The 21,871-nt window shown below is 58.3% G+C and carries 17 protein-coding genes and 1 other RNA gene; 15 read left to right on the top strand and 3 right to left on the bottom strand.

Features of this window, described 5'->3' with window-relative positions; all coding sequences use genetic code 11:
• Positions 1–144: 144 nt before the first annotated feature.
• Positions 145–2,481 (bottom strand): AAA family ATPase, encoded by a 2,337-nt coding sequence (locus tag OZX67_RS06930; RefSeq protein WP_277141995.1) that lies wholly within the window; start codon positions 2,479–2,481, stop codon positions 145–147.
• A gap of 543 nt (positions 2,482–3,024) precedes the next feature.
• On the opposite strand from OZX67_RS06930, the gene mraZ reads away from it, so the two are divergent.
• The 12 genes from mraZ (at position 3,025) to OZX67_RS06870 (ending at position 18,516) form a co-directional block, all read left to right on the top strand.
• Positions 3,025–3,516 carry a division/cell wall cluster transcriptional repressor MraZ gene (gene mraZ, locus OZX67_RS06925; protein WP_277145005.1) on the top strand — a complete coding sequence of 164 codons (492 nt, stop codon included), beginning with the start codon at positions 3,025–3,027 and terminating at the stop codon, positions 3,514–3,516.
• A complete protein-coding gene (gene rsmH / locus OZX67_RS06920) occupies positions 3,516–4,646 on the top strand; it encodes a 16S rRNA (cytosine(1402)-N(4))-methyltransferase RsmH (protein WP_277141993.1) in 1,131 nt (376 codons plus the stop codon). The genes mraZ and rsmH overlap by 1 nt, the downstream gene beginning before the upstream one ends.
• Positions 4,646–5,092 carry a hypothetical protein gene (locus tag OZX67_RS06915; protein WP_277145002.1) on the top strand — a complete coding sequence of 149 codons (447 nt, stop codon included), beginning with the start codon at positions 4,646–4,648 and terminating at the stop codon, positions 5,090–5,092. The genes rsmH and OZX67_RS06915 overlap by 1 nt, the downstream gene beginning before the upstream one ends.
• 1 nt (position 5,093) lies before the next feature.
• Entirely contained in the window at positions 5,094–6,893 is a 1,800-nt protein-coding gene (locus tag OZX67_RS06910; RefSeq protein WP_277141991.1) for a penicillin-binding protein 2, read from the top strand.
• 91 nt (positions 6,894–6,984) lie between these two features.
• Positions 6,985–7,872 (top strand): UDP-N-acetylmuramyl peptide synthase, encoded by an 888-nt coding sequence (locus OZX67_RS06905; RefSeq protein WP_277141989.1) that lies wholly within the window; start codon positions 6,985–6,987, stop codon positions 7,870–7,872.
• 142 nt (positions 7,873–8,014) lie between these two features.
• A complete protein-coding gene (gene murF / locus OZX67_RS06900) occupies positions 8,015–9,601 on the top strand; it encodes a UDP-N-acetylmuramoyl-tripeptide--D-alanyl-D-alanine ligase (protein WP_277145000.1) in 1,587 nt (528 codons plus the stop codon).
• Entirely contained in the window at positions 9,598–10,701 is a 1,104-nt protein-coding gene (mraY, locus tag OZX67_RS06895) for a phospho-N-acetylmuramoyl-pentapeptide-transferase (protein WP_277141987.1), read from the top strand. The genes murF and mraY overlap by 4 nt, the downstream gene beginning before the upstream one ends.
• Before the next feature lie 125 nt (positions 10,702–10,826).
• The gene (gene murD / locus OZX67_RS06890; protein ID WP_277144999.1) at positions 10,827–12,260 is read left to right on the top strand and encodes a UDP-N-acetylmuramoyl-L-alanine--D-glutamate ligase; all 1,434 of its coding nucleotides are present in this window, start codon (positions 10,827–10,829) and stop codon (positions 12,258–12,260) included.
• Complete coding sequence (locus OZX67_RS06885; RefSeq protein ID WP_277141984.1) at positions 12,253–13,668, top strand: putative peptidoglycan glycosyltransferase FtsW; 1,416 nt, start codon at positions 12,253–12,255, stop codon at positions 13,666–13,668. Before murD ends, OZX67_RS06885 begins: the two co-directional genes overlap by 8 nt.
• Positions 13,669–13,733: 65 nt before the next feature.
• Positions 13,734–14,903: a UDP-N-acetylglucosamine--N-acetylmuramyl-(pentapeptide) pyrophosphoryl-undecaprenol N-acetylglucosamine transferase gene (locus OZX67_RS06880; protein ID WP_277141982.1), complete on the top strand. Its 1,170-nt coding sequence runs from the start codon at positions 13,734–13,736 to the stop codon at positions 14,901–14,903.
• 311 nt (positions 14,904–15,214) lie between these two features.
• Positions 15,215–17,128, top strand: a complete 1,914-nt coding sequence (locus OZX67_RS06875; protein WP_277141981.1) for a Mur ligase domain-containing protein — start codon at positions 15,215–15,217, stop codon at positions 17,126–17,128.
• The gene (locus tag OZX67_RS06870) at positions 17,128–18,516 is read left to right on the top strand and encodes an FtsQ-type POTRA domain-containing protein (RefSeq protein WP_277141979.1); all 1,389 of its coding nucleotides are present in this window, start codon (positions 17,128–17,130) and stop codon (positions 18,514–18,516) included. The genes OZX67_RS06875 and OZX67_RS06870 overlap by 1 nt, the downstream gene beginning before the upstream one ends.
• 156 nt (positions 18,517–18,672) lie before the next feature.
• On the opposite strand, the gene dtd is transcribed toward OZX67_RS06870, so the two are convergent.
• Positions 18,673–19,158, bottom strand: coding sequence for a D-aminoacyl-tRNA deacylase (gene dtd / locus OZX67_RS06865; RefSeq protein ID WP_277141977.1), 486 nt, complete (start codon positions 19,156–19,158; stop codon positions 18,673–18,675).
• 150 nt (positions 19,159–19,308) lie between these two features.
• Here dtd and OZX67_RS06860 point away from each other — a divergent pair, with 150 nt between their 5' ends.
• Positions 19,309–19,833 (top strand): type II toxin-antitoxin system antitoxin SocA domain-containing protein, encoded by a 525-nt coding sequence (locus tag OZX67_RS06860; RefSeq protein ID WP_277141975.1) that lies wholly within the window; start codon positions 19,309–19,311, stop codon positions 19,831–19,833.
• Between the two features lie 18 nt (positions 19,834–19,851).
• Positions 19,852–20,310, top strand: a complete 459-nt coding sequence (locus tag OZX67_RS06855) for a Fic family protein (RefSeq protein ID WP_277141973.1) — start codon at positions 19,852–19,854, stop codon at positions 20,308–20,310.
• A gap of 96 nt (positions 20,311–20,406) precedes the next feature.
• Here the strand turns inward: OZX67_RS06855 and ssrA are convergent.
• Positions 20,407–20,801: a transfer-messenger RNA gene (gene ssrA, locus OZX67_RS06850) on the bottom strand.
• Between the two features lie 226 nt (positions 20,802–21,027).
• Here ssrA and OZX67_RS06845 point away from each other — a divergent pair.
• The gene (locus tag OZX67_RS06845) at positions 21,028–21,825 is read left to right on the top strand and encodes a copper homeostasis protein CutC (protein WP_277141971.1); all 798 of its coding nucleotides are present in this window, start codon (positions 21,028–21,030) and stop codon (positions 21,823–21,825) included.
• The last annotated feature ends 46 nt before the right edge of the window (positions 21,826–21,871 follow it).

The following is a 21,871-nucleotide window of genomic DNA, read 5'->3' as shown; positions in this document are numbered from 1 at the left end:
GTGATTTCAGCGGCTCTATCATTTCTGCAGAAATGTATTGCCGTAAGCCGATGTTTTAGGATGTGGCCCGCGGCGTTTGTCTGATTCTTAGCCGGTGATTTGCATGAACTGCCCGAGAATGTGCCAAGCACATCTTTGACGTTTTCAGATGTTGAGCAAGCGCTTGTCGTTTTCGGTTTCAACGATCACCAGACGTTGCGTCGGACGGGTCAACGCCACATAGAGATCGGCGGCACCGGAAAGGCGTGAAGGCGCATCCTGTGCGATTTCTCCGGGTTCTACGAGAATCACCGCGTCGTATTCCAGACCTTTGATCATCTGCGTGTCGCAGACACTCAAAGGGGCGTCGCTCAATGATTCCTCGAAATCGGGATTCGCGTCGGTTTCATTGTTCTGGTTGTCGATTCCCATCAGTTTCGAGGCGATCGCTTCCCCTTTAACAGCGGTCAGACGTCGGTAAAGATCTTTACGGATTCGAACGTTCAGGCAATCCGGTGCGATGACCGCAACTCGTCCTGTGCCGTCATCGGAAATGAACTGCCGCACCAAGTCCAGTGCTTCATCGCCGATGGTCTGCAAAAGGTCGCTCTCGGAACCCTTTTCGCTCCCAGCGCTCACACGTTTGACCGAATCGGCCATCGTGCGCACGCCTTTGGTGGTCGATACATAGAGGCCCTCGTCTTGCGCGAATCGGGTGGCCAGCTGCGAGACTTCCTGCGGATTGCGATAGTTGATCGTCAACTCTTTCAGATCCCAGCCGTTCTGCCCGAAGAGACGATCCATCGTCTTCTCCCAGCGGCGGGTGCCGCCCAAAGCGGAGGTCTGTGCCACGTCGCCTACGATGGTGAACGAGCGTGACGGGCAGCGGCGCATCAGCATCCGCCAGTCCATCGCCGTGAGTTCCTGGGCTTCGTCGATGACGATATGCCCGTAGGTCCATTCACGGTCGGCACCGGCCTTCTGCGCCACGGCTTCGGCGTCAAGTCCGTTGATGTTGTCGACCAGCATCGAAGAGGTGACGATGCCTGAACCGATTCCGGCCTGGGCCAAGGTGTCCTTCGCAAACTGTTCCTCTTCGTCACGTTTGGCTTTGGCGGCGGCTTCACGCGCGGAGACCTTCGGGTCGGGCCCGAGCAGTTCCATGGCTTCGTCAAGCAGCGGAATGTCTGAGACGGTGAGTGGTGAGTGTTTCGGCCGAGTCAGTGCCTTGATGTCGGTCTCGGTTAGCCATGGGGCGAAACGACGCAGCTGCGCCGGCTTGGCAAAGAGCTGGTCGATCAGCCACGGAGCGTTCATAGGCAGCCAGGCCAGGTTCAGGGTCTTTCGAATCTCATCATGCATTTTCAGCTGCATCGCCGCATCGGAGATTTCCGACTGCTCTGGCGTGTAATCAAGGTTCTCGACGTACCGGTTGCGCATGGCGCTCAAAACGCTGCGGACAAAGGTTTCCCGCGCCTTGTTGTGCGGGGAGTGGGTGCGCTTGGCGTCTTCCAGTGCTTGCATAACGTCGCTTTTGCGCATGGGCACGTCCATGCCATTGATGCGAACCGTCGGCAGGTTCTTGGGAACGCGTTCACGGGCGGCGACGGCGTTGGCAATGGCATTGGCCATACGCGCCTCGCCTTTCAGCTGTGCGGCGCGAGGAGAATCCAGTTTTTGGGCGGCGAAGCCCGGCACAAGGTCGCCGATGGTGCGCGAGACCACGCCGGTCTCGCCCAACGAAGGCAGCACCTGATTGATATAACGCAGAAAAGCGGAACTCGGCCCTACCACCAGTACCCCGGAACGTTCGAGCCGGCGACGATGTGTGTAGAGGAGATATGCTGCGCGATGTAGCGCCACAGCCGTTTTTCCGGTTCCGGGCCCTCCTTGCACCACGATGGCACGATCCATCGGCGCGCGGATGATGCGGTCCTGCTCGCCTTGGATGGTGGCGACGATATCGGTCATCTTGCCGGTGCGTTTGGAATTGAGCGAGGCGATCAGCGCGCCTTCCCCGGTCAGCGTTCCCGCCTGTTGGGCCTCGCCCACCTGCCCGGAGTTGACGTCGAGCACTTCGTCCTCAATGCCGACCACCTTGCGGAAGTTCAAAGTGATATGCCGGCGCATCACGATGTCGCCATGATGGGAAGGTGTCGCCTCGTAGAACGGCCGTGCCGCCTCGGCGCGCCAATCAGTCAGGATCGGCTCGTGGTGCTCATTGGAAAGCCCCATGCGCCCGATGTATCGTTTTTCACCCTTGTCGCTGTCGATGCGTCCGAAGACGAGTCTGTCTTCAACGCCGCGAAGCTGCGTCAACCTGTCCTCGTACATCGTGGCGAAGGAATCGCGTTCGGTGCGCATGGTGGGGGAGCCGTGCGCTCCGGCAGCACGAACCGTATTGAGACGCGAGCGGGTTTGGGAACGCAACGAGTCCAGCCGGTCGTAGGCGCGATTCACCGCGTGCTGTTCTTCGTCGATTTGCGAGGAGTAGCTCGACATGTATAGGTTCCCCTTTATCTGGGCAGTTCCAGTTGCGTTTGTTGCTTGAAAAACTCGGATTAATAATCCTAATCCGAGCTCCCTATTTTTTTGAGCGTGATTGTGCTCTTGGAAAATGCCGTTTCGGGGAACGGAAATCTTCAAGTATTTGGACATTTTTGAATATGCGGCCAAGCAATCGTTCAATGACTCTTCAATTTCCTGAAAAGCGATCAGTGAAGGGTGTTTCTCGTATTGCAAAATACTGAAATCGGATGGTTGTCGGATCGCAAAAAACGGAAAAATTGACGCAATGCAAAAAATTTTGAAGAAAAATTGAGATTTTTGCGTTTTTGTGGGGAAGAATGGTGATAAGTGGGGTAAAGTGGTGAACTAGTTGTAAGACTGTGCAAAATGTTGGCGAATATTAAAAAAGGAGGCGGAATGGCGGGACGCAATAAAAACCCCATCAACGGCGAACCGTTCCCCGATTCCTCCGAACCCGCCTTTTCTCCTATGAACGCCAACGCGCCTTCCAATCCTTCCAATTCCGCCATTTCGCCGATGCAAACGCCCCCAATGGCCAACGATCCGATGGCAGCCGCGTCGCAGCCGGAGCCTCTTCTGCTCGGCACCTACACCCCGAAAATCGACCAGAAGGGACGTATGGCGCTCCCGGCCAAGATGCGTGCTCAGCTCGGTGAGGGCATGGTGATGGCCCGCGGGCAGGAAAAATGCGTGTATCTTCTGCCGCAGACCGAATTCCGGCGTATAGCCGCGCGTATCCAGCGTGCCTCCATGGGCAACAAGGCCACCAGAAGCTACCTGCGTGTCTTCCTTTCCGGCGCCGTCGAGGGCGAACCGGACAAGCAGGGACGCGTTTTGGTGCCGCAAAATTTGCGTACCTACGCCGGTTTGGGCAGCGACATCGTGGTGATCGGCGTCGGCACCCGAGCTGAGATCTGGAACAAGGAATCCTGGGATGCCTATCTTGCCGACCAGGAGGAAGGCTATTCCGACATAGCCGATGACGTGTTGCCGGCGGTGGAGTGGTGATGAGCGATTTCAACAACATCCATACCCCGGTCCTGCTTCACGAGTGCGTCCGGCTGGTCACGCCCGCACTTGAGCATCAAGACGCCGTGGTGGTCGATTGCACGCTCGGCCTGGCTGGTCACGCGACGGCATTTTTGAAGGCCGCCCCGCAGGCTCGGCTGATTGGCATCGACCGTGACGAGGAAGCGCTTTCCATGGCCACGCAGCGCATGGAGGAAGAAGGGCTCGAGTCTCGCTTCACTCCGGTTCATGCGGCGTTCGACGAATTCGGCGACGTTCTTGAGAATCTTGGATTGAAGCGCGTCGATGCCGCTTTTATGGACTTGGGGCTTTCCAGCCTGCAGATCGACGAGACCGACCGTGGGTTCTCCTATTCCCACGATGCTCCGCTCGACATGCGTATGGACACCACGCAAAGCCTTGATGCCGCGCAGATTCTCGCAGAATACAGCGAAGACGAGCTGACACATATTTTCCGCGAGTACGGTCAGGAACGCTTCTCCAAGCCCATTGCGCGTGCCATCGTGCGTCAGCGCGAAAAAGAACCACTGAAGACCTCGCGACAGCTCGACGAGTTGGTCGACCGCGTGGTGCCCAAAGCTCATCGCGCCAAAGGCAATCCTGCCAAGCGCGTTTTCCAGGCCCTGCGCATCGAAGTCAACGGCGAGCTCGACAAGCTCAAGCGCACGCTGCCGCAGATCGCCAACCGGCTCGCCGTCGGCGGTCGCTTGGTCGTCGAATCCTATCATTCGTTGGAAGACCGCACGGTCAAGACATTCATGGCCCAAGGGCTCAGCGTCGACGCGCCCGCCGATCTGCCGGTCGTCCCCGCCGACGCACAGCCGTTCTTCAAGGAACTCACGCGTGGCGCGATCAAGGCCGATGAAGCCGAAATCGAACATAATCCGCGTTCGGCTCCGGTCCGTTTGCGTGGCGTGGAGCTGACCCGCGAAATCCCGGAGCGTTGGCGCAACAGGTTCGCACAAGATGCGAGGGAAAACCCGGGACATGGCTCGGGCGGACCAGACGAGTTTTCGCGCGACAAACGACGCGGTCAGGGCAAACGCAAACAAGATAAAAGTAACCAAGACAAACATGGCCAAGACAATCAAAGCAAAAGGAGGGGATGATGAGCTCAGCGACAGCAAGATCGGTACGTTCCCGAGTCGCCCCTGCCGGGCGTGACGACGATACCCGCGCGGCATCGTCCCGTCCCCGCCTTCAGGTCGTCGCCGGCGGCAAGGATAAAAAGAAAAACGAAAGCGTGGCTTCCGGATTTTTCAGCCGTATCAGAACCGTTTCGGTGGTCCATGTCATCATCGCCGTGGTGTTTCTTTTCGCGGCATTGCTCGGTTCCCTGGCGCTGCGTACCCAGATGGTGCAGAATTCCTTCGAACAGGCCCAGGTGCAGTCCAACATCAGCAAGCTCAACCAGGATGTCGAAGACGATCAGGCGCAGCTTGACAGCCTGCAGGCGAGTCTTCCGGACCGTGCGCAGAAAATGGGCATGGTGCCTCAGTCCGGTCCTTTGTCGATAGATCTTCAGGGTTACCAGCCTACGGATAAGGGTCAGTGATATGCGCTACTCCGCCAAGAAAACCAAAGGCAAACAATTCGTGTCGCGTTGCACCGTCATTGCCACGGTGATCGCGCTCGTATTCATTGTCTGCTTCGGCCAATTGGCCAATCTTCAGCTGCTCAACGGCCGCGAGATGGCCGAAGCGGCCACGGCAGGGCGCACGCTGAAAGTGCCCGTGCACGGTATGCGCGGCAAAATACTCGATACCAACGGGGCCGTTCTGGCACAGAGCGTGGAGCGCTATACCATCATCGGCGATCCGAAGGCTGCGCAGGAATATGAGCCGATCTGCAGCACCCGGATCACCAATAATTGCACGCAGCCCAAGAAAGAGGGCGGCAAGACCATAGGTGTGGTCGGCGCCGCTCGCGTGGCGAGGATGGCCGCGCCGATACTGGGCATGGACCCTATGGAACTCGGCGGCAAACTTGCCGGGTCCGGTCGTTACGTGGTCTTGAAAAAGGATGTGGAACCTGCGGCCAAACGCAAGCTTGACAAACTCGGTCTCGGCGGCATCGTCTACGGCGAACTTTCGCAGAACCGCGTGTATTCCGACGGCACACTGATGGGTGCGTTCCTCGGCGGTGTTGACGACAAAGCCAACGGTGCCTCAGGTATAGAGCAGGTCCAGAACACGGCGCTCGCCGGCGCTGACGGCTATAAGATCTACCAGCAAGGCAACAACGGCGTCGAGATTCCAGGCACGTTGACCGATTCCAAGGCCGCCCGCAACGGCAGCGATGTCAAACTGACCATTGACTCCGATGTCGATTGGTTCGTCAAGAAAGTGCTGAGTGAAGGCAAGGCGCAGTATCATGCGGATTGGGCGGTGGCCTGCGTCGAGGATATACGCACGCATCAGATCATTGCCCTTGACGATTCCGACGAGATTCAGGCCGGCAGCGATCAGGCCAAGTTGAACGTCTCCCGCGCGGTTTCCGAAACCTTCGAACCCGGCTCCATCGGCAAGACCTTCTCGATGGCGGGCCTTATGCAGCACGGCGTCCATCAGATGACCGATCAGTTCCAGGTTCCCGACCGACTCAACAAAAACAATCAGATCTTCACCGATTCCGAGACCCATGCGCTTTCCAACTGGACGCTGGCGGGCATTCTCCAGCAGTCCTCCAACGTCGGCATGGTGATGGCCTCCGACAACTACAAGGATCAGGACCGCTACGACATGCTCACCAAATTCGGTATCGGGCAGCCCACCGGTCTCAACCTTCCCGGAGAATCGCGCGGAACGCTCAACAACCCCAACGCCTGGGACAAGCGCACCCGCGACACCATCCTCTTCGGCCAGGGCTACGCCACCAATATCCTGCAGATCACCAACGCCATCGCCTCGATAGCCGACGGCGGCATCTACCGCAAGCCTTCCATCGTCGCCTCGACGCAGGACGCCGACGGCCATGTCACCACAACGCCGCAGGACGAAGGCATGCGCATCCTCGACCCGAACGTCGACTCCCAGCTGATGAACGCCATGGAGTCGGCCGCCGAGGAATACCACAGGACCGCCGGCATCGACGGCTACCGCATCGCCGGCAAGTCCGGCACCGCGCAGGTGGCGGGTCCCAGCGGTGCGCTCGATGGCATCGTCGGTGATTTCACCGGCATTCTTCCCGCCGACAACCCGCGTTTCGTGGTCACGGTGGCGATGAAGAACCCGCAGGGCATGTTCGGCGGCCTCACCAGCGGCACGCTGTTCAAGCAAATCGGTGAATTCCTTATGCAGAAGTATGAGGTCCCGGCCTCGACTCCGCGCAATAATGCTATTCCTGTGTCGTGGTGAAAATGTCGGCAGACGGTGACAAGGCTATGAGACCGTACAGGGCAGCGGTGGCTGCCGAGTACCCAGCGTTTCCGACGGGAGGGGTCACAGCATGAGCGTGGTAAGCGAATCGATTTCGCGGCGTGTGACTTTGGGCTATATCGCCAGTCACTATGGCTTTGAACTTGAACCCAGCTTCTCCGATGGGGTCACGGTCACCTCGATCGCCGACAGTACGGATTCGGTGCGTCCCGGGGCCCTTTATGTGCTCAGGAGCGGTGCCGACCCTTCAACCCTTTCGGTGGCCGTAGCCCGTGGCGCCTATGCGGTCTTGGTTCCGCCATCGCTTGTCTCAGAGGCGCAATCGGCCGGGGTTCCGGCTCTGCTCGCCACTGCCGACCCGGAAACCATGGGTGCCTTGGCTTCCGATATCGCCGGAACGCCGGCCAATACCATGGCGGTATTCGTGGTGTGCGGCGACGATGACGAAGAGGTTCAGGCCGACGTGGTGCGTCTGGCCGATTTCCTCCATATGCTGGGCAATCCGGTGGGCATTATTAGCTGCGCGGGTTCCAGCTCTTTGGAACGCGAGCTTGAAATGACCTATCCGTTGGGAATCCTCGACGTCCAGCACACACTGGCCGTCTGCTCGGAGGACGGGGCGGCGGCGATGGTGATTTCCGCTGACAATGAGACTTTGCGCTCCGGAGCCATGGAAGGCGTGAGCGTCGATGTGCTCGGATCCATCGAAACGCTGAACACGGCACAATCCGCTGCCATGCTCGAATCGACCCGGAGCCGTTACGGTTTCACGATCGACGAGCGCAAGCGTCTGGTGACCTGCGACGAGGAATCCAGTTGGCTGGTCGGCCAGACTGCGGCGGCGGGTGGCATACAAGGCCAACGCAGACTTTCGCTGGCCATCGCCATGGCGTTGGATGCCGGGGTGCGGCGCAGCAATATCCGCAACGCCCTGCGCGTTTCGAAGGAAATGCAATGAAAACCCTACCCTGTGACAGTTCGTTTGATGCTTCGTGCATGAGTTGATTGCAGTTGTATCGCAACAATATTGAGAGATATGAAACAAAAGGTGGCATACGTTGAGTGCTAAGATGACGGGGATTTCGGATGGTCAGCCCGGCATGATGCCGATGACGATCGAAGAGATCGCGCAGGCGGTTAATGGGCGTATCGTTACTGGTCAGGATTTTCAAATGCCCGATGGGCCCGTGGCGACTTCAACATTCAGCGATTCCCGGCAAATCAAGGCCGGGTCGGTTTTCGTGGCCATTGACGGCGAGCGGGTGGACGGGCATGATTTCGTCGCCGGCGTCGGCGCGAAAGGCGCGGTGGCGGCGTTGGTCGACCATGCCGTGGACGGTGTCAGCGACATCGCGCAGATTGTGGTTGCCGACACGGTAAAGGCGTTGGGGCTTTTGGCACACCATAATATTGTGCGTCGGCGGCAGCTTGATTCCGCTTTTTCCGTCATCGGCATCACCGGGTCGGTCGGCAAGACCACCACCAAGGACCTGTTGCATTCGTTGCTTGCCGGGCTTGACGAGACGGTGGCACCGGTCGGTTCGTTCAACAACGACATCGGCCTGCCGCTGACGGCCTTGAAAGTAGGGGAGCACACCCGCTTTTTCATTGCCGAAATGGGAGCCAACCATGTCGGCGAAATCGCCAATCTGACGAAAATCGTCCCTCCCGACCTCGCTGTGGTCTTGAAAGTCGGCGTCGCCCATCTGGGAGAATTCGGCTCCGTCGAGCGTATCGCCCAGGCCAAAAGCGAGATCGTGCAGGGGCTGGTGCCCGACGGCATCGCCGTGCTCAACGCTGATGACAAGCATGTGGTGGCCATGACGAAATTCGCGCCTGGCAAGGTGCTTTGGTTCGGGCTTGACGGCAATGCAAAGCCTGACGTTGCGCGGATGACCGCCATCGACGTCACCGTCGATGCCTTGGATCGTCCGAGCTTCACTCTGGTGGCTCCCGACGGTTCCAGCACACCGGTGCATCTTGGAATTGGCGGGGCTCACAATGTCATGAACGCGCTTGCTGCGGCCAGTGTCGCCGACTATTTCGGTATGCCATTGGCCGATATCGCTTCGGGTCTTGGCGAGGTGAACCATATCAGCCCACATCGCATGGCTGTGTCGAGCGTGAAGCTTGATGATGCCGATTTCACGCTGATTGATGATTCCTTCAATGCGAACCCCGACTCCACCCGTGCGGGCCTTGACGGGCTTGCCCGTTGGGAGGCTGCGGGCAAAGCGTCGGAGCAGGAGCCGCAAACCGTTGCAGAACAGAAAGCGGAACCCTACCGTATCGCCGTGTTGGGAGCCATGCTCGAACTTGGCGAGGACGAGCTCAAATTGCATCGGCAGGTCGGCGAATATGCCGCCGGGCTTGGTATCGACGAAATCATTGCCGTGGGCAACGAGACTGACAAGCATTTCGATCAATTGGCCGAAGCCCTGGCACAAGGTGCCCAAGCGAAGGAAAAGGACACGGACGCGGCGAAAAACCAAACGCGTACCCCCGTCGTGGTGCAATGGGTACATAGTTCAGTTCAGGCCGAGCGGTTGGTCGTCAAGGCTGCCCGCCGACATGGCAATACCGTCGTGCTGCTCAAGGGATCGCATATTTCAGGGCTTTCCACCTTGGCCGAGCGTTGGGCGCACGCGCAACAGCAGGAACGTACAGAAGTGGAGCCGAAACATTGATTTCCCTCATCATCGGCATCGTGGTCTCCCTGGTGGTCACGATGGTCGGCACGCCCGCCATGATCAAACTGGTGCACCGGCTGCACTATGGCCAGTACATCCGTCAGGACGGCCCGCAGTCGCATCTTCTGAAGCGAGGAACCGCGACGATGGGCGGCGTGGTCATCATTCTCGCGGTCCTGCTCGGTTGGGGTGCTTCAGCGCTGTACCGTGGGCTCACCGGCGGCCAGGCTGTTTCGTGGTCGGCGGTTCTGGTCCTTTTCGCGATGGTTTCGATGGGCAGCCTGGGATTCATCGATGATTTCGCCAAGGTGCGCAAAAAGCAGAACACCGGCCTTTCCGTCGGCGGCAAATTCTTCGGTCAATTCGTCTTCGCCACCATTTACGCCGTTCTCGCGCTTCTGATTCCCACCAAGTCTGGTTTCCCCTCCGCTCAGGCCGGCATGAGTTTCATCGAACACCCGTTCTTCAGTTTCGAGTTCGCAGGCAAGGCCGTCGCCATCATCATTTTCGTCATCTGGGTCAATTTCCTGATGATCGCGTGGACCAACGCCGTGAACCTCACCGATGGGCTTGACGGGCTTGCCACCGGCTCCTCGATGATCTCCTTGGCCGGCTATACCATCATCGCCTTCTGGGAGAGCTATCACGTCAAGGGCGGCCCGAAGGTGGGCTACTCCTATGCGGTTTCGGACCCGCTGGATCTGACGATCATCGCGGCCTGCGCCGCCGTGGCCTGCTTTGGCTTCCTCTGGTACAACTCCAACCCCGCCACCATCTTCATGGGCGACACCGGCTCGCTGGCCTTGGGTGGCCTTTTCGCAGCGCTTTCCATCGCCACGCACACCGAATTCCTCGCCGTGATCATCGGTGGTCTCTATGTCATCGAAGCGATGAGCGACGTCATCCAGGTCGGCTGCTTCAAACTCACCCACAAGCGTGTCTTCAAAATGGCGCCGATCCACCATCATTTCGAGCTGATGGGCTGGAGCGAGCAGAAGGTCGTCGTACGTTTCTGGATGATCGAATTCATGTTCGTGCTGATCGGACTGGTGATTTTCTATACGGATTGGGCATCCCGTACCGGCCTGTTGGTCTAGACGGGGATATCGGATACAGCGTGAGCGGCAAGGCTTGAAGGAAAGGAAGACTTTAGATGGGCAGTGCAGGGGATTCGGGTTTTTCATCGGTGCATCGTGGCGGTGAGGCAAACGGGTCATCGTCTTTGGATGTAAACGGCAAAACCGTGTTGGTGGCCGGTCTCGGCGTTTCCGGACGCGGTGCCGTAGAAGCCTTGCAAGGGCGCGCCGGTCGCGTGGTGAGCGTCGACGAGAAGAAGCCTGAAGCCGATCTGCATTCCTTCGACGATATTGATTGGGACAATGTCGATATCGTCGTCGCCTCACCGGTTTTCAACCCACGCACGCCTTTTATCCTCGAAGCCCAGCGCCGCAACATTCCGGTGATCAGCGAGGTAGAACTGGCCTGGGCTCTGCGGGTTCCCGCCGAGCATTCGGCCTCGCACGATCCTGCACCTTGGATCGGCATCACCGGCACCAACGGCAAGACCTCCACCACGCAGATGGTTTCGGCAATGCTCACCCATTGCGGTATGGACGCCCCGGCCGTCGGCAATATCGGCAAATCCGTGAGCCTGGCCGCCGTCGATCCGAAGCATGACGCGCTGTGCGTGGAGCTGAGCAGTTTCCAGATGCATTTCACCGACTCGCTGGCCCTTGATTGCGCCGCGATCACCAACATCGCCGCCGACCATCTCGACTGGCATGGCGGCATGGCCAACTATGCGGCCGACAAATCCAAGGTCTTCCACAACGCCAAGCGTGTACTGGTGTTCAACGCCGATGACAAACGCGTTTCTGCGTTGGCCGATGAAGCACAGACCGGCCCGGAATGCCGCAAGATCGGTTTCACGCTCAATGCCCCGAAACCTGGCCAGATCGGCGTTGCCGGCGGCTGGATTGTCGATGCCAGCGGCTTGGCAGGAGCTCCTGAAGGCGACATGAACACCCTGGCCAAGGTGACCGAATTCTCGCATCTGTGCGAGCCCGACGGCACCGTATACCCGCACCTGCTTGCTGACGCCATCACCGCTCTTGCCCTTGCCATTGGCTTGGGCGCTGATCCTGGCCGCTGCCTCGATGCGCTGCGTGCCTTCGCACCCGGCGGCCATCGCATCCAGACCGTTGCCACCGCGCATTTCAAGGACGGCGGTGTCGTTCGTTTCGTTGATGATTCCAAGGCCACCAACGCCCACGCGGCCCACGCCTCGCTTTCCAGCTACAAGCCGAAGTCTGTGGTCTGGATTGCCGGAGGGCTGGCGAAAGGCGGCCATTTCGAGGATCTCGTGGCCAATCAGGCCAAAACCATCAAGGCCGCCGTCATCATCGGCGTCGACCAGAAGCCCATGCTTGACGCCTTCAAGGCCAGTGCCCCCGATATTCCGCTGACGGTTATCGATCCGAAAGACAAGGCGAGCGTGATGGCTCGCGTCGTGGAAGCCGCGGGCAACTATGCGCAAAGCGGGGACGTGGTGCTGATGGCGCCGGCCTGTGCCTCGATGGACCAGTTTGTCTCCTACGCCGACCGCGGTTCGCAATTCGCCGATGCCGCCCATGACTGGGTGCGTAAGCATGGCTAGGCGCGTATATGATCGGGACGAAAAAAAGCCGGGCAGGCAAGCCACGCAAAAGGCTCGCACCCGAGGCAACGTCGTATCCGGAACCGGACGAAACAAAGCCGAAGGGTCACGGAGTGGGAAGGGTGCAAACAGCGATAACGATAAAAAGAAATCGGGCTCGCGTCTCACTCTGCTCTATCGCCAAGCCAAAGACAGGAGTGCTTCCGTCGAGCCTGTAGACACCGATACCACGGATGTGCTCAAAGTCGACGATTATACCGGCATCCATGCGTTGCTGAACCCCTTGTGGTGCTATCACGGTTTCCGCATCGCGGTGATCGCCTTGACCTGCTTTGGTGTGGTCATGGTCTTTTCCGCTTCGTCGGTCACCATGATCACCGCGGGTCTTTCGCCTTGGAAACAGGCGATGATGCAGGGAATCTACTGCCTGCTCGGCTTGTTGTTCTGCCTTTTGGCCATGCACCCGCATGCTGACAACTACCGGAAGTTTTCGTTGGCGTTTGTCATTTTCTCGATTTTTCTCCAGCTTTTGACGATGACGCCGCTCGGTGTCGAAGTCAACGGCAACAAAGGTTGGATCGGCATTCCCAACAAGTTCACCATGCAGCCGGCTGAGGTCATGAAACTCGCGTTGTGCATCTGGATGCCTTGGGCGGTGGCCTTGGCCGCTAAGCACCACAAAACCGAAGGGTTGAAAGCCTATCTGCCCATGGCGTTCATCTTTCTGGCATGTTTGGGAGCGGTCATGCTTGGCGGAGATCTCGGCACGGCGATGATTCTGGTAGCGATTGGCGTCACCGCGATGTTGGTTGGCGGTTTCCCGACGAAATGGTTGGTCGCCTCAGGCCTCGTTCTGGTGGCCTTGGTCGTTCTGTTTGTGGTGACGAGCCCGAACCGTATGCTCCGTATTACAGCCGCCTACCGTCCGTGCCCCGCCTCCTCGTTGCAGGGAGAGTGCTACCAGTCGATGCATGCCAAATACGCCATGGCTTCCGGCGGCTTTTTCGGCGTTGGCATCGGCAATTCTCGTGAGAAATGGAATTACCTGCCCGAAGCCCACAACGACTTCATCTTCGCCATCATCGGTGAGGAGACGGGGTTCGTAGGCGCCGCCGCCGTGGTCATTCTTTTCGCCATTCTTGGCTGGTGCATGTTCGTCATCGCGTTGCAGACCCCCGACAAATACGCCTCGCGCGTGCTGATCTGCATCGCCATCTGGATTGTGGGCCAGGCGCTGGTCAATATCATGGTCGTCATCGGCCTGCTGCCGGTGATGGGCGTGCCGTTGCCGTTTGTCTCGGCAGGCGGGTCGAGCCTGGTGATGTGTCTCTTCGCGGCAGGAGTGGCCACCAGTATGATGAGAATGCAACCCCAGATACAGGCAAACGTCGCCGCATCGCGTGTCTAGGGGTTCTGAACATTTTGAAGGATTTCAACGATATGGATGTCAGGGCAAACCAAGGGAAAGAGAATATGAAGCATATCGTATTGGCCGGAGGCGGTACGGCAGGGCACGTCAACCCGCTGTTGAGCGTCGCCGCCGCCATCAAGCATCAGGACTCGCAGGCCGCCATCAGCGTGATCGGCACCGACGTCGGCCTTGAAAAGGATCTGGTGCCGCAGGCCGGTTTCGAGCTCGACACCATCGCCAAGGTGCCGTTCCCGCGGCGGCCAAATATGCAGGTGCTGCGTTTCCCCGGCCGCTGGCGTCAGGAGCAAAAGAAGGTTCGCGCCATTCTCGAACGCCGCCAGGCCGACGTGGTGGTCGGTTTCGGCGGTTACGTTTCCGCTCCTGTCTATACGGTCGCGCATTCCATGGGGCTTCCCATCGTCATTCATGAGCAGAACGCCCGTGCAGGCATGGCCAACAAGCTGGGCGCCCGGTGGGCCGATTTCATCGGTACCGCTTACGAAAACACTGGTCTCAAGGCGCACGGGGACGCGCAAATCCGGCGTGTCGGGCTTCCGCTGCGGCCGGTGATGGCCGAGCTCTGCCGAAAACTGGAAGATGATAAAGGGGCCGCCCGCAAGCTTGCCGCCGCGCAGCTTGGCGTTGATCCCGAACGTCCGCTGGTGGTCGTTACCGGCGGATCACTGGGGGCGGTGAGCCTCAACGAGGCCGTCAGCGGTGCCGCCGCCGATCTGCTCAAAGTCACGCAGGTCATTCACCTGACCGGGCGCAAAAAAGGCGCTGAAGTGAGCCAGCGCGTACGCAAGAGCGCAGGGGAGCAGGTACTTACCGATTTGGATCCGGCGCATGCCGGACACGGCGACTATCATCTCGCTGAATATCTGGAACGCATTGACCTGGCATTCGCCGCAGCCGATTTGGTGATTTGCCGCTCCGGTGCCGGTACCGTGAGCGAACTGGCCGCCATCGGCATGCCTGCGGTCTACGTCCCATTGCCCATCGGCAACGGTGAGCAGCGTTTCAATGCACAGCCGGTGGTCGACGCCGGAGGCGGGCTGATGGTCGCCGACAATGATTTCTCGTCATCTTGGGTGCGTGAGCACATGCCTTCGCTGATTGCCGATACCGATCGTCTGCAGGCTATGGGTCGCAAGGCCTACGGTTACGGCATTCGCGATGCCGCACAAACCATGGCCGGCATCGTACTCGACTATGCTGGTTCTCGTCGCTGAACTGAAATGAGGCAGCGCTAAATCGCGTGCGTGTTCCAACGCACTCTCATTCAGGTTTTTTCCCAGATTCGTCTGGACGAACATATCGCTGCCGGGAACGGCATCTTGCAAACGTTTGGGTGCGGTTTACCGGCACTGATGGTTTTGATGCCGGGGAGCGGCTTCTTGCCGTAAGGTCCTGCCGATTTGCGGTTTCAATTGCAAGCAGTCTGCGTGGGTTTGCGGCCCGGGGTTCGGCTGGACGGGAAAATCGTGTATAACGGCATCAGTGATGTTTTCCATCGTCAAATGTAGCGTCCAAGGAGCGTATCGTGCAGTCAAATAACGGCTCTGAACCCATCGTGCTCGACCCGACGAAGGCCGCGTTCGGCCCGTCAGATACCTTGGTGACGTTGGGACACACCCATTTCATCGGCATCGGCGGAGCCGGTATGAGCGTGCTTGCCGAAATGATCCACGAAGAGGGCGTCGAGGTCTCAGGCTCCGACCGTGAGGCGAATGCGAAAACCGACCGGCTGACCGCACTCGGTATCAAGATTTCCTTCGGCCAACGTGCCGAGAACGTTGCCGGCGCGCAGACCGTTGTCTATTCCAGCGCCATCAAACCCGATAACCCGGAAATTATCGCGGCCGCGCAGGCCGGGGCGCGTATCGTTCACCGCAGCGATATTCTTGCCCTGCTGATGGCCAGCAAATGTGCGGTCAGCGTCGCCGGTGCACACGGCAAGACCACCACCAGCTCGCTGATTTCCCATATCCTCGTCAATGCCGGAGTTGAAGCTGATGCGCAGAACGAGGCGAGCGCCGATGCACGAAGCGATGCGCGGAACATCGAACACCGCAGCAGCGGCGAAGTGCATGCCGCAATCGGTGCAGACGAGTCATTGAATGCGGCTGTCAGACTTGCCGACCCGAGCTATGCCATCGGCGGTTCCATTCAAGGCCCCGACGGTGTCGCCATCGACGGCGGGCATGCCGGCAGCGGCGATGTTTTGGTGGCCGAGGCCGACGAATCCGACGGCAGCTTCGAAAAATACCGTCCGCAGTTCGCGCTGATCACCAACGCCGAGGCCGATCATCTCGACCATTACGGCGATGCCGAGCACTACCAGCAGGCGTTTGTCGAGTATGCCGGCCACGCCAAGGGCTATGTGGTCATGTCCATCGATGACAAGGGCGCGCAGGCCATCGTGCGTGCGCTGCCGGCCGAAGTGGCAGCCAAAACCATCTGCTATACCACAGATCCGTCTCGCGATATCTCGCAAATCGTGAGCGTGGATGGCACGCATGGCAGCAATGTAATGCATAATGGGACCGCCGAAGCGACAGGTATCCAGAACACAGCCGCCGTACCTGCGGCAAATTCCGTAACGTCACCAGCAGGCGCCGCCGCATCTGCGATTTCGGGTGCAACCGCATCTGTAGCTTCAAACCCATCTTCGTCTTCGGCTTCGTGCGCAACTTCAGCCGCAAATCCGGCTCCGCTCGCTGCAGGCACGGCTCGTCCCCAACTCGTCCGCATTCTTTCGGAACAGGAAAGCGTGGGTGACGGTACGGAGCGGTTCACCATCGAACTTCCATCCGGTTTCGCGGGATTCGGCGAAGCGCGCCGCATACCTGTCACCTTGCGGATCCCCGGCATCCACAACGCGCGCAACGCGACCGCTGCGATTATCGTCACGACTCTGCTGGGTATGGATCCGGAGCTTGCGGCCCGCACGGCAGCAACGTTCAGGGGAGCCTCGCGTCGTTTCGAGGTCAACGGCGTCGAAGACGGGGTGACGGTGGTCGACGACTATGCCCACCATCCTACGGAAATCGCTGCGTTGCTTGACGCTGCGCGCCGCCGCTACCCGGATTCGACCATCCGCGTGCTTTTCCAGCCACATTTGTTCAGCCGCACCAAGTTCTTCATCAAGCGTTTTGCCGCTGCTCTGGCCAAGGCCGACGATGTTGTCATCGCGCCGATTTACCCGGCCAGAGAGCGTCAGGAGGATTTCCCGGATATTACCTCGCAGGTCGTCGTCGACGCTGCGGCCAGCCTGCCGCATGCCCCCTCGGAAGGGTGGATTGCCGCTTCGCAGAATCTTCAGAGCGGTGCCGAAACGTTGGTGCGGCACTCAAAACCCGGCGATGTGCTGATCACCGTAGGTGCGGGGGACGTCACCACGATGGATGATGTCATGCTCGATTTGCTCAAAGCACGTGCGGGGGCGTCCCGCTGATGGCCGGCCGTCGTGTAACCAGCGCAAGCGGAGACAAAGGCGATTCATCCCGTCGCAGGCGAAGCGCAGCCTCTTCGTCTCGGGGTTCAGCGACTGCCGGCGATGAACCGATGGTCAACGATTTCGGTGTACGGACCAGCAAGCGCAGGAAAACCGAACATTCGGATTTCCGTATCGGCTCCGATTCGCAAGGCAAATCAGGCGCGTCGCCCAAGGACAGCAAAAGGGATTCGCCTCGCCGCGCACGTTCCGTGGCATCCGGCACGCCGGTTGGCGATGACTCGACGGTTGATGCGCGGCGCAGAAAGCGTAGGGCCGCAGCCACGAAAGCGGTGTCTGACCCGAGCAGATCCACCCAATCGGCGGATATACGGACACCGCGCAACAAAAAATCCGTCGGTTTTTTCCATCGTCGCCAGTCAGCCAAACCGAAATACGGAATCGACGAGCCATTGACCGCAGCCGATGAAGCTTCCAAGGCTGCCCGCTCACCACGTTCGGCTTCGTCCGCCAATCTCGTCACCAAAAGCGCACCCGGTAGCTTCGTCGATGCCCGGGCACTGAAAAACGAGGATCTGGTCGGTGAAACCTTGAATCAGACCTCCGGCGCTCTGGGTGTTGCCGCGCGTCCCAAGGTCATCGATTTCAACGCACGGCTGAAAGAGCGTCGGCGGATCAGTGCGTTCAAAACCGTCAAAAAAGTCGTGATAACCCTTGTTGTTCTGGCGCTTTTGGTGGCTCTTGGATGGGTGCTCTTCTTCTCGCCGGTCTTTTTGCTTGATTCGCACCAGATTTCCGTATCCGGGGAAAACCAGTGGGTCGGCAAAGCCCGGATTGTTTCCATCGCCGACAAGCAGGTCGGAAAATCGCTGCTTCTGGTCTCAAGCGGGGACGTCGAGCAGGAGCTAAAAAGCATTCCCGGCGTTTCCATGGCCAAGGTCGAGAAGATCTATCCGCAGGCGATGAAAGTCACGATAACGGCGCAGGAACCTGCGGCGATGCTCAAGACACCGGACGGCAGCGAGACCGCCGTCGACGGTTACGGACGTGTGCTCAACAAGGTCGGCAACGTTTCGACCAAGGGCATTCCCGTCATCGAGGTGAACGATGTCAAGACGAGTCTTCGCGACCGTTCCGTTCAACAGGCATTGAAAGTGCTGGGTTTCCTTGACGGCAACATGCGCGGCGCCATCACGAAGGTAACCGCCAAAACGCAGGATTCCATCACCACCGAGTTGAATGGCGGCCAGCGTGTCATCGTTTGGGGCGACGCCTCGGATATGAAGCTCAAAAAGGCCGTGGTCGACAAGATCATCAACGATCCGACCAAGATCGGCGACAAGCATCAGGTCGACGTCTCGGCCCCGCTGCGTCCGATCATCAAGTAGATCGCCATGTTGCTGCGTTTGGTGTGCTGGCTTTGCCCGCATTTCCGGGTGCTTGGGTGTGTGTAGCACTTCACAGTGCGCCAATCCCGTGATTTGAAAGTAAAGTAATGTCAATATTACAGCAACGAATCGAACCGACGGGCAACGCGGGTGTGATTAGTGTTTGGCCATGAGCTCATCGGTGTCGAAGAGGATGGTCACCGGCCCGTCGTTGGTCAGGCTCACGCGCATGTGCGAGCCGAAGCGACCGACCTTCACATTGACGCCTTGCGCCTTCAGCGCGTCGTTGAAATCAAGCCAGATTTGCTTGGCATGCTCCGGTTTGCCGGCTTTGATGAAGCTCGGCCGGTTGCCTTTTCGCACGTCGCCGAACAGCGTGAACTGCGAGACCGACAGGATTTCGCCGCCGACTTGTGCCAGCGAAAGGTTCATCTTCCCGTTTTCGTCTTCGAACACCCGCAGCTTGCTGATTTTCTGCGCGAGCCAATCGATCTGTTCCTGCCCGTCCTCGTCGCTGACCCCGACGAGCAAAACATAACCAATCCCGATATGCTGTGGTACGAACGTTTCATCGACCTCGCCGCTGATTTCGTCAACGACGTCGATATCGGCCTTACTTACTTTCTGCAACACGATTCTCATGGTTGCCAAGTCTAGCGGGGTATGCGAAAGAATCCGCCAAGGAATCTTCGGAGAATGTGAAATCAGAAAAGTCAGCTGGCGGGGCAAGGGTTGGAATAGAATCGAGTAACCATTGATTGAAATACACAGTATGAAAAGAGGTGGATTGCCATGAAAGCCATTGATATTGCGAACCTGTTTATTGTCAGGCACGGTGAAGACGAGTATCTTACCAACCTCAAGCTCAACAAGCTTGTCTATTATGCGCAGGTAGAGTCGCTGAGATCCACCGGGAAGGTTCTATTCGATGAGCCGGTAGAGGCTTGGGAATATGGCCCTGTCGAACGTAGTGTGTACAACGTGTTCCGCCGTTACGGTAAAAAACAACGTGTCACGAATCCGGCAGGAACCGTGAATGGGGAAGCCGTGGATGGCATGGTGTCAAAGATTGTAGACGAAGTTGCGAAATATTATGGGCCGCTGTCGGCGTTCGATTTGGTGCGTTTTTCGCATAGGCCAGGATCGGCTTGGGAGAAAGCTTTCTCTCCTGATGCTGATAATGAAATCACCCCTGACATGATTTTGAGCTCGACTGATGGCAAGGAACGCCCGAATATTGAGCGTTCCTTGGCTTGGGGCATTGCTACGGCGGAGCGTGAATACCCGAATGCACTTCGCATGCTTGAGGATTCCTGACAAGTGCGTGGTGGACTAGTGCAATGTCAGCCAATACGTTTTCAAAATGAAGCGGAGGTAGAGACTTTCATTGAAGTTGTGGTGAACGTTCATGATATGACCGTTTCAGCCACTGGATTCCGTGCAGGAAAGGATGGTGATGCTGAACAATCAGTATCACCATCTGTGTATGCCGCGTTTGTCAGCGCTCGTGTCTCGGCATTTCGTGACGTTTTCGAGCAGGTGTCATTCTTTGCCGAGCATCTGTCGAAAGACCATCCTTTTGGTGACGGCAACAAACGCACAACAGTGAAAATGCTTATCGCTTGTATACGGGCGTGTGGGATCCAGCTTGACATACCAGATCCCCCGGATCCACAAAACAATGAGCTTTATCAGTGGATACAGAAGCTTGTGACTGGCGAAGTAAGTTATTCCCAGCTCGCCGATTTTCTGCGTTCTCGGGCCTCCGCCAGCCCGCTGGAGGATTTGCTCTGACGAGGATTAGGGCCCCTAGATTTAGCTCAAAATAAGCAGACCAGGGTGGTATAGCAACGAAAAACGCCGCCAAAGATAACCGTGACGGCGTTTGGATAGTGGAGATGCGGGGAATTGAACCCCGGTCCGATGGCCGAACCCTCAGTCTTCTACGTGCGTAGTCCGCTGGCCTTTTGGCAGTTTTTCTGCCCCCATCCGTGTCGCGGACAATGGATGGCGAGCATATCTACAGTTAAAGTCCCTGAGTCACCCTGTGGTTCGATGGCTCAAGCAAGTCCTCTAATGACGCCCAACATCCTCCCGAAGACGAGAAGGAGTGGACGGAGCAGCTGCTCACTGGTTAATCCTGGCGCGAAGCTCAGGCAGCGAGAGCGAACTCAGTGCGATTAGATTTAGCACTTGTTGTTTCGTGGAGGTCATCTCGAGTGGACTCCACATTCTCGGCACGCTTCCCTGCGACGAACAGGTCACCGTCGAAACCGATCATCCCCATTTTTGAATTATCAAGCCCCGGTTTGCGCCGGAACATCTAATCATACCGTGTTGCTGCGACGCTTTCCTTCTTCGCCCCTCAGGGCATAATTATTTCAGAAGAACAATAGGCTATCGCTCTCGCAGTGTAAGCACGGCACTGTAGAATGTCTTCAAAAGCTTGGAATTTCAACGTGGAGATGTTCGTAGCCTTCATAAGCATTGTTTACTAAGAAGAATTGGGTCATGATGAGTGGGCAAAGTAAGGATGAAATAGCGGTTAAGGATGGGCAGGGCAAGCGGCGTCCGGTTCTGGAGATTGCGGTGCAGGACATCGCCGGGGCACGTATCGCCGCGCTGGCCGGAGCCGACCGCATGGAGCTATGTACCGCCTTGGGCGCTACCGGTGGCATCACGCCAAGTTACGGGGTGATTCGCCTTTGCTCCGAGGTTGGTGTGCCCTTGGGCGCCGAGGTGCTCATCCGGTCCCGTGGCGGTGATTTTGTCTATAACAGGGACGACAAGGCGACGCAATTGGCCGAAATCGGTCCGGCGCTCGAGGCGGGAGCCAACGGTGTGGTCGTCGGCGGTCTCGATAATCAAGGTGACATCGATCTTGAATTCGCGCGTGACCTGATCGACGAAGCCCGTGCGCAGGCCCGCAGGCTGGATCGTAAGATCGATGTGGTGTTCCACCGAGCCTTTGATATGGCAAGAAATCAGGAAGATGCCTTGGAAACCTTGATCGAGCTTGGTTATACGCGTGTGCTGACTTCCGGTGGTGCCCGGAATGCCATGGAGGGGATGCCGTCCCTCGCCCGGCTGGTGCGTCAGGCCAACGGGCGTATCCAGATTATGGCTGGCGGGGGAGTGCAGCCGCAGTTCATGGCACAGCTTGCAGGAACCGGTGCCGATGCGCTGCACCTTTCCGCTCGCAGGCGGCTTCATTCGCTTGGTGGCCCCGGAGGCGGCGGTGATGACGTCTTGGTGGAAAGAACCGATGCTGATATCGTTCGTGCTGCTGTCGCTGCCTGTAAAGCTTAGGCTCTCTGGGATGATGAATATTTTTCAGCATGAATATGACACGCCG

Origin of the sequence: Bifidobacterium sp. ESL0728, from assembly GCF_029392015.1 — a bacterium.
In the GTDB taxonomy this organism is placed as follows: domain Bacteria; phylum Actinomycetota; class Actinomycetes; order Actinomycetales; family Bifidobacteriaceae; genus Bifidobacterium.
This window is presented reverse-complemented; position numbering and strand designations above follow the sequence as displayed.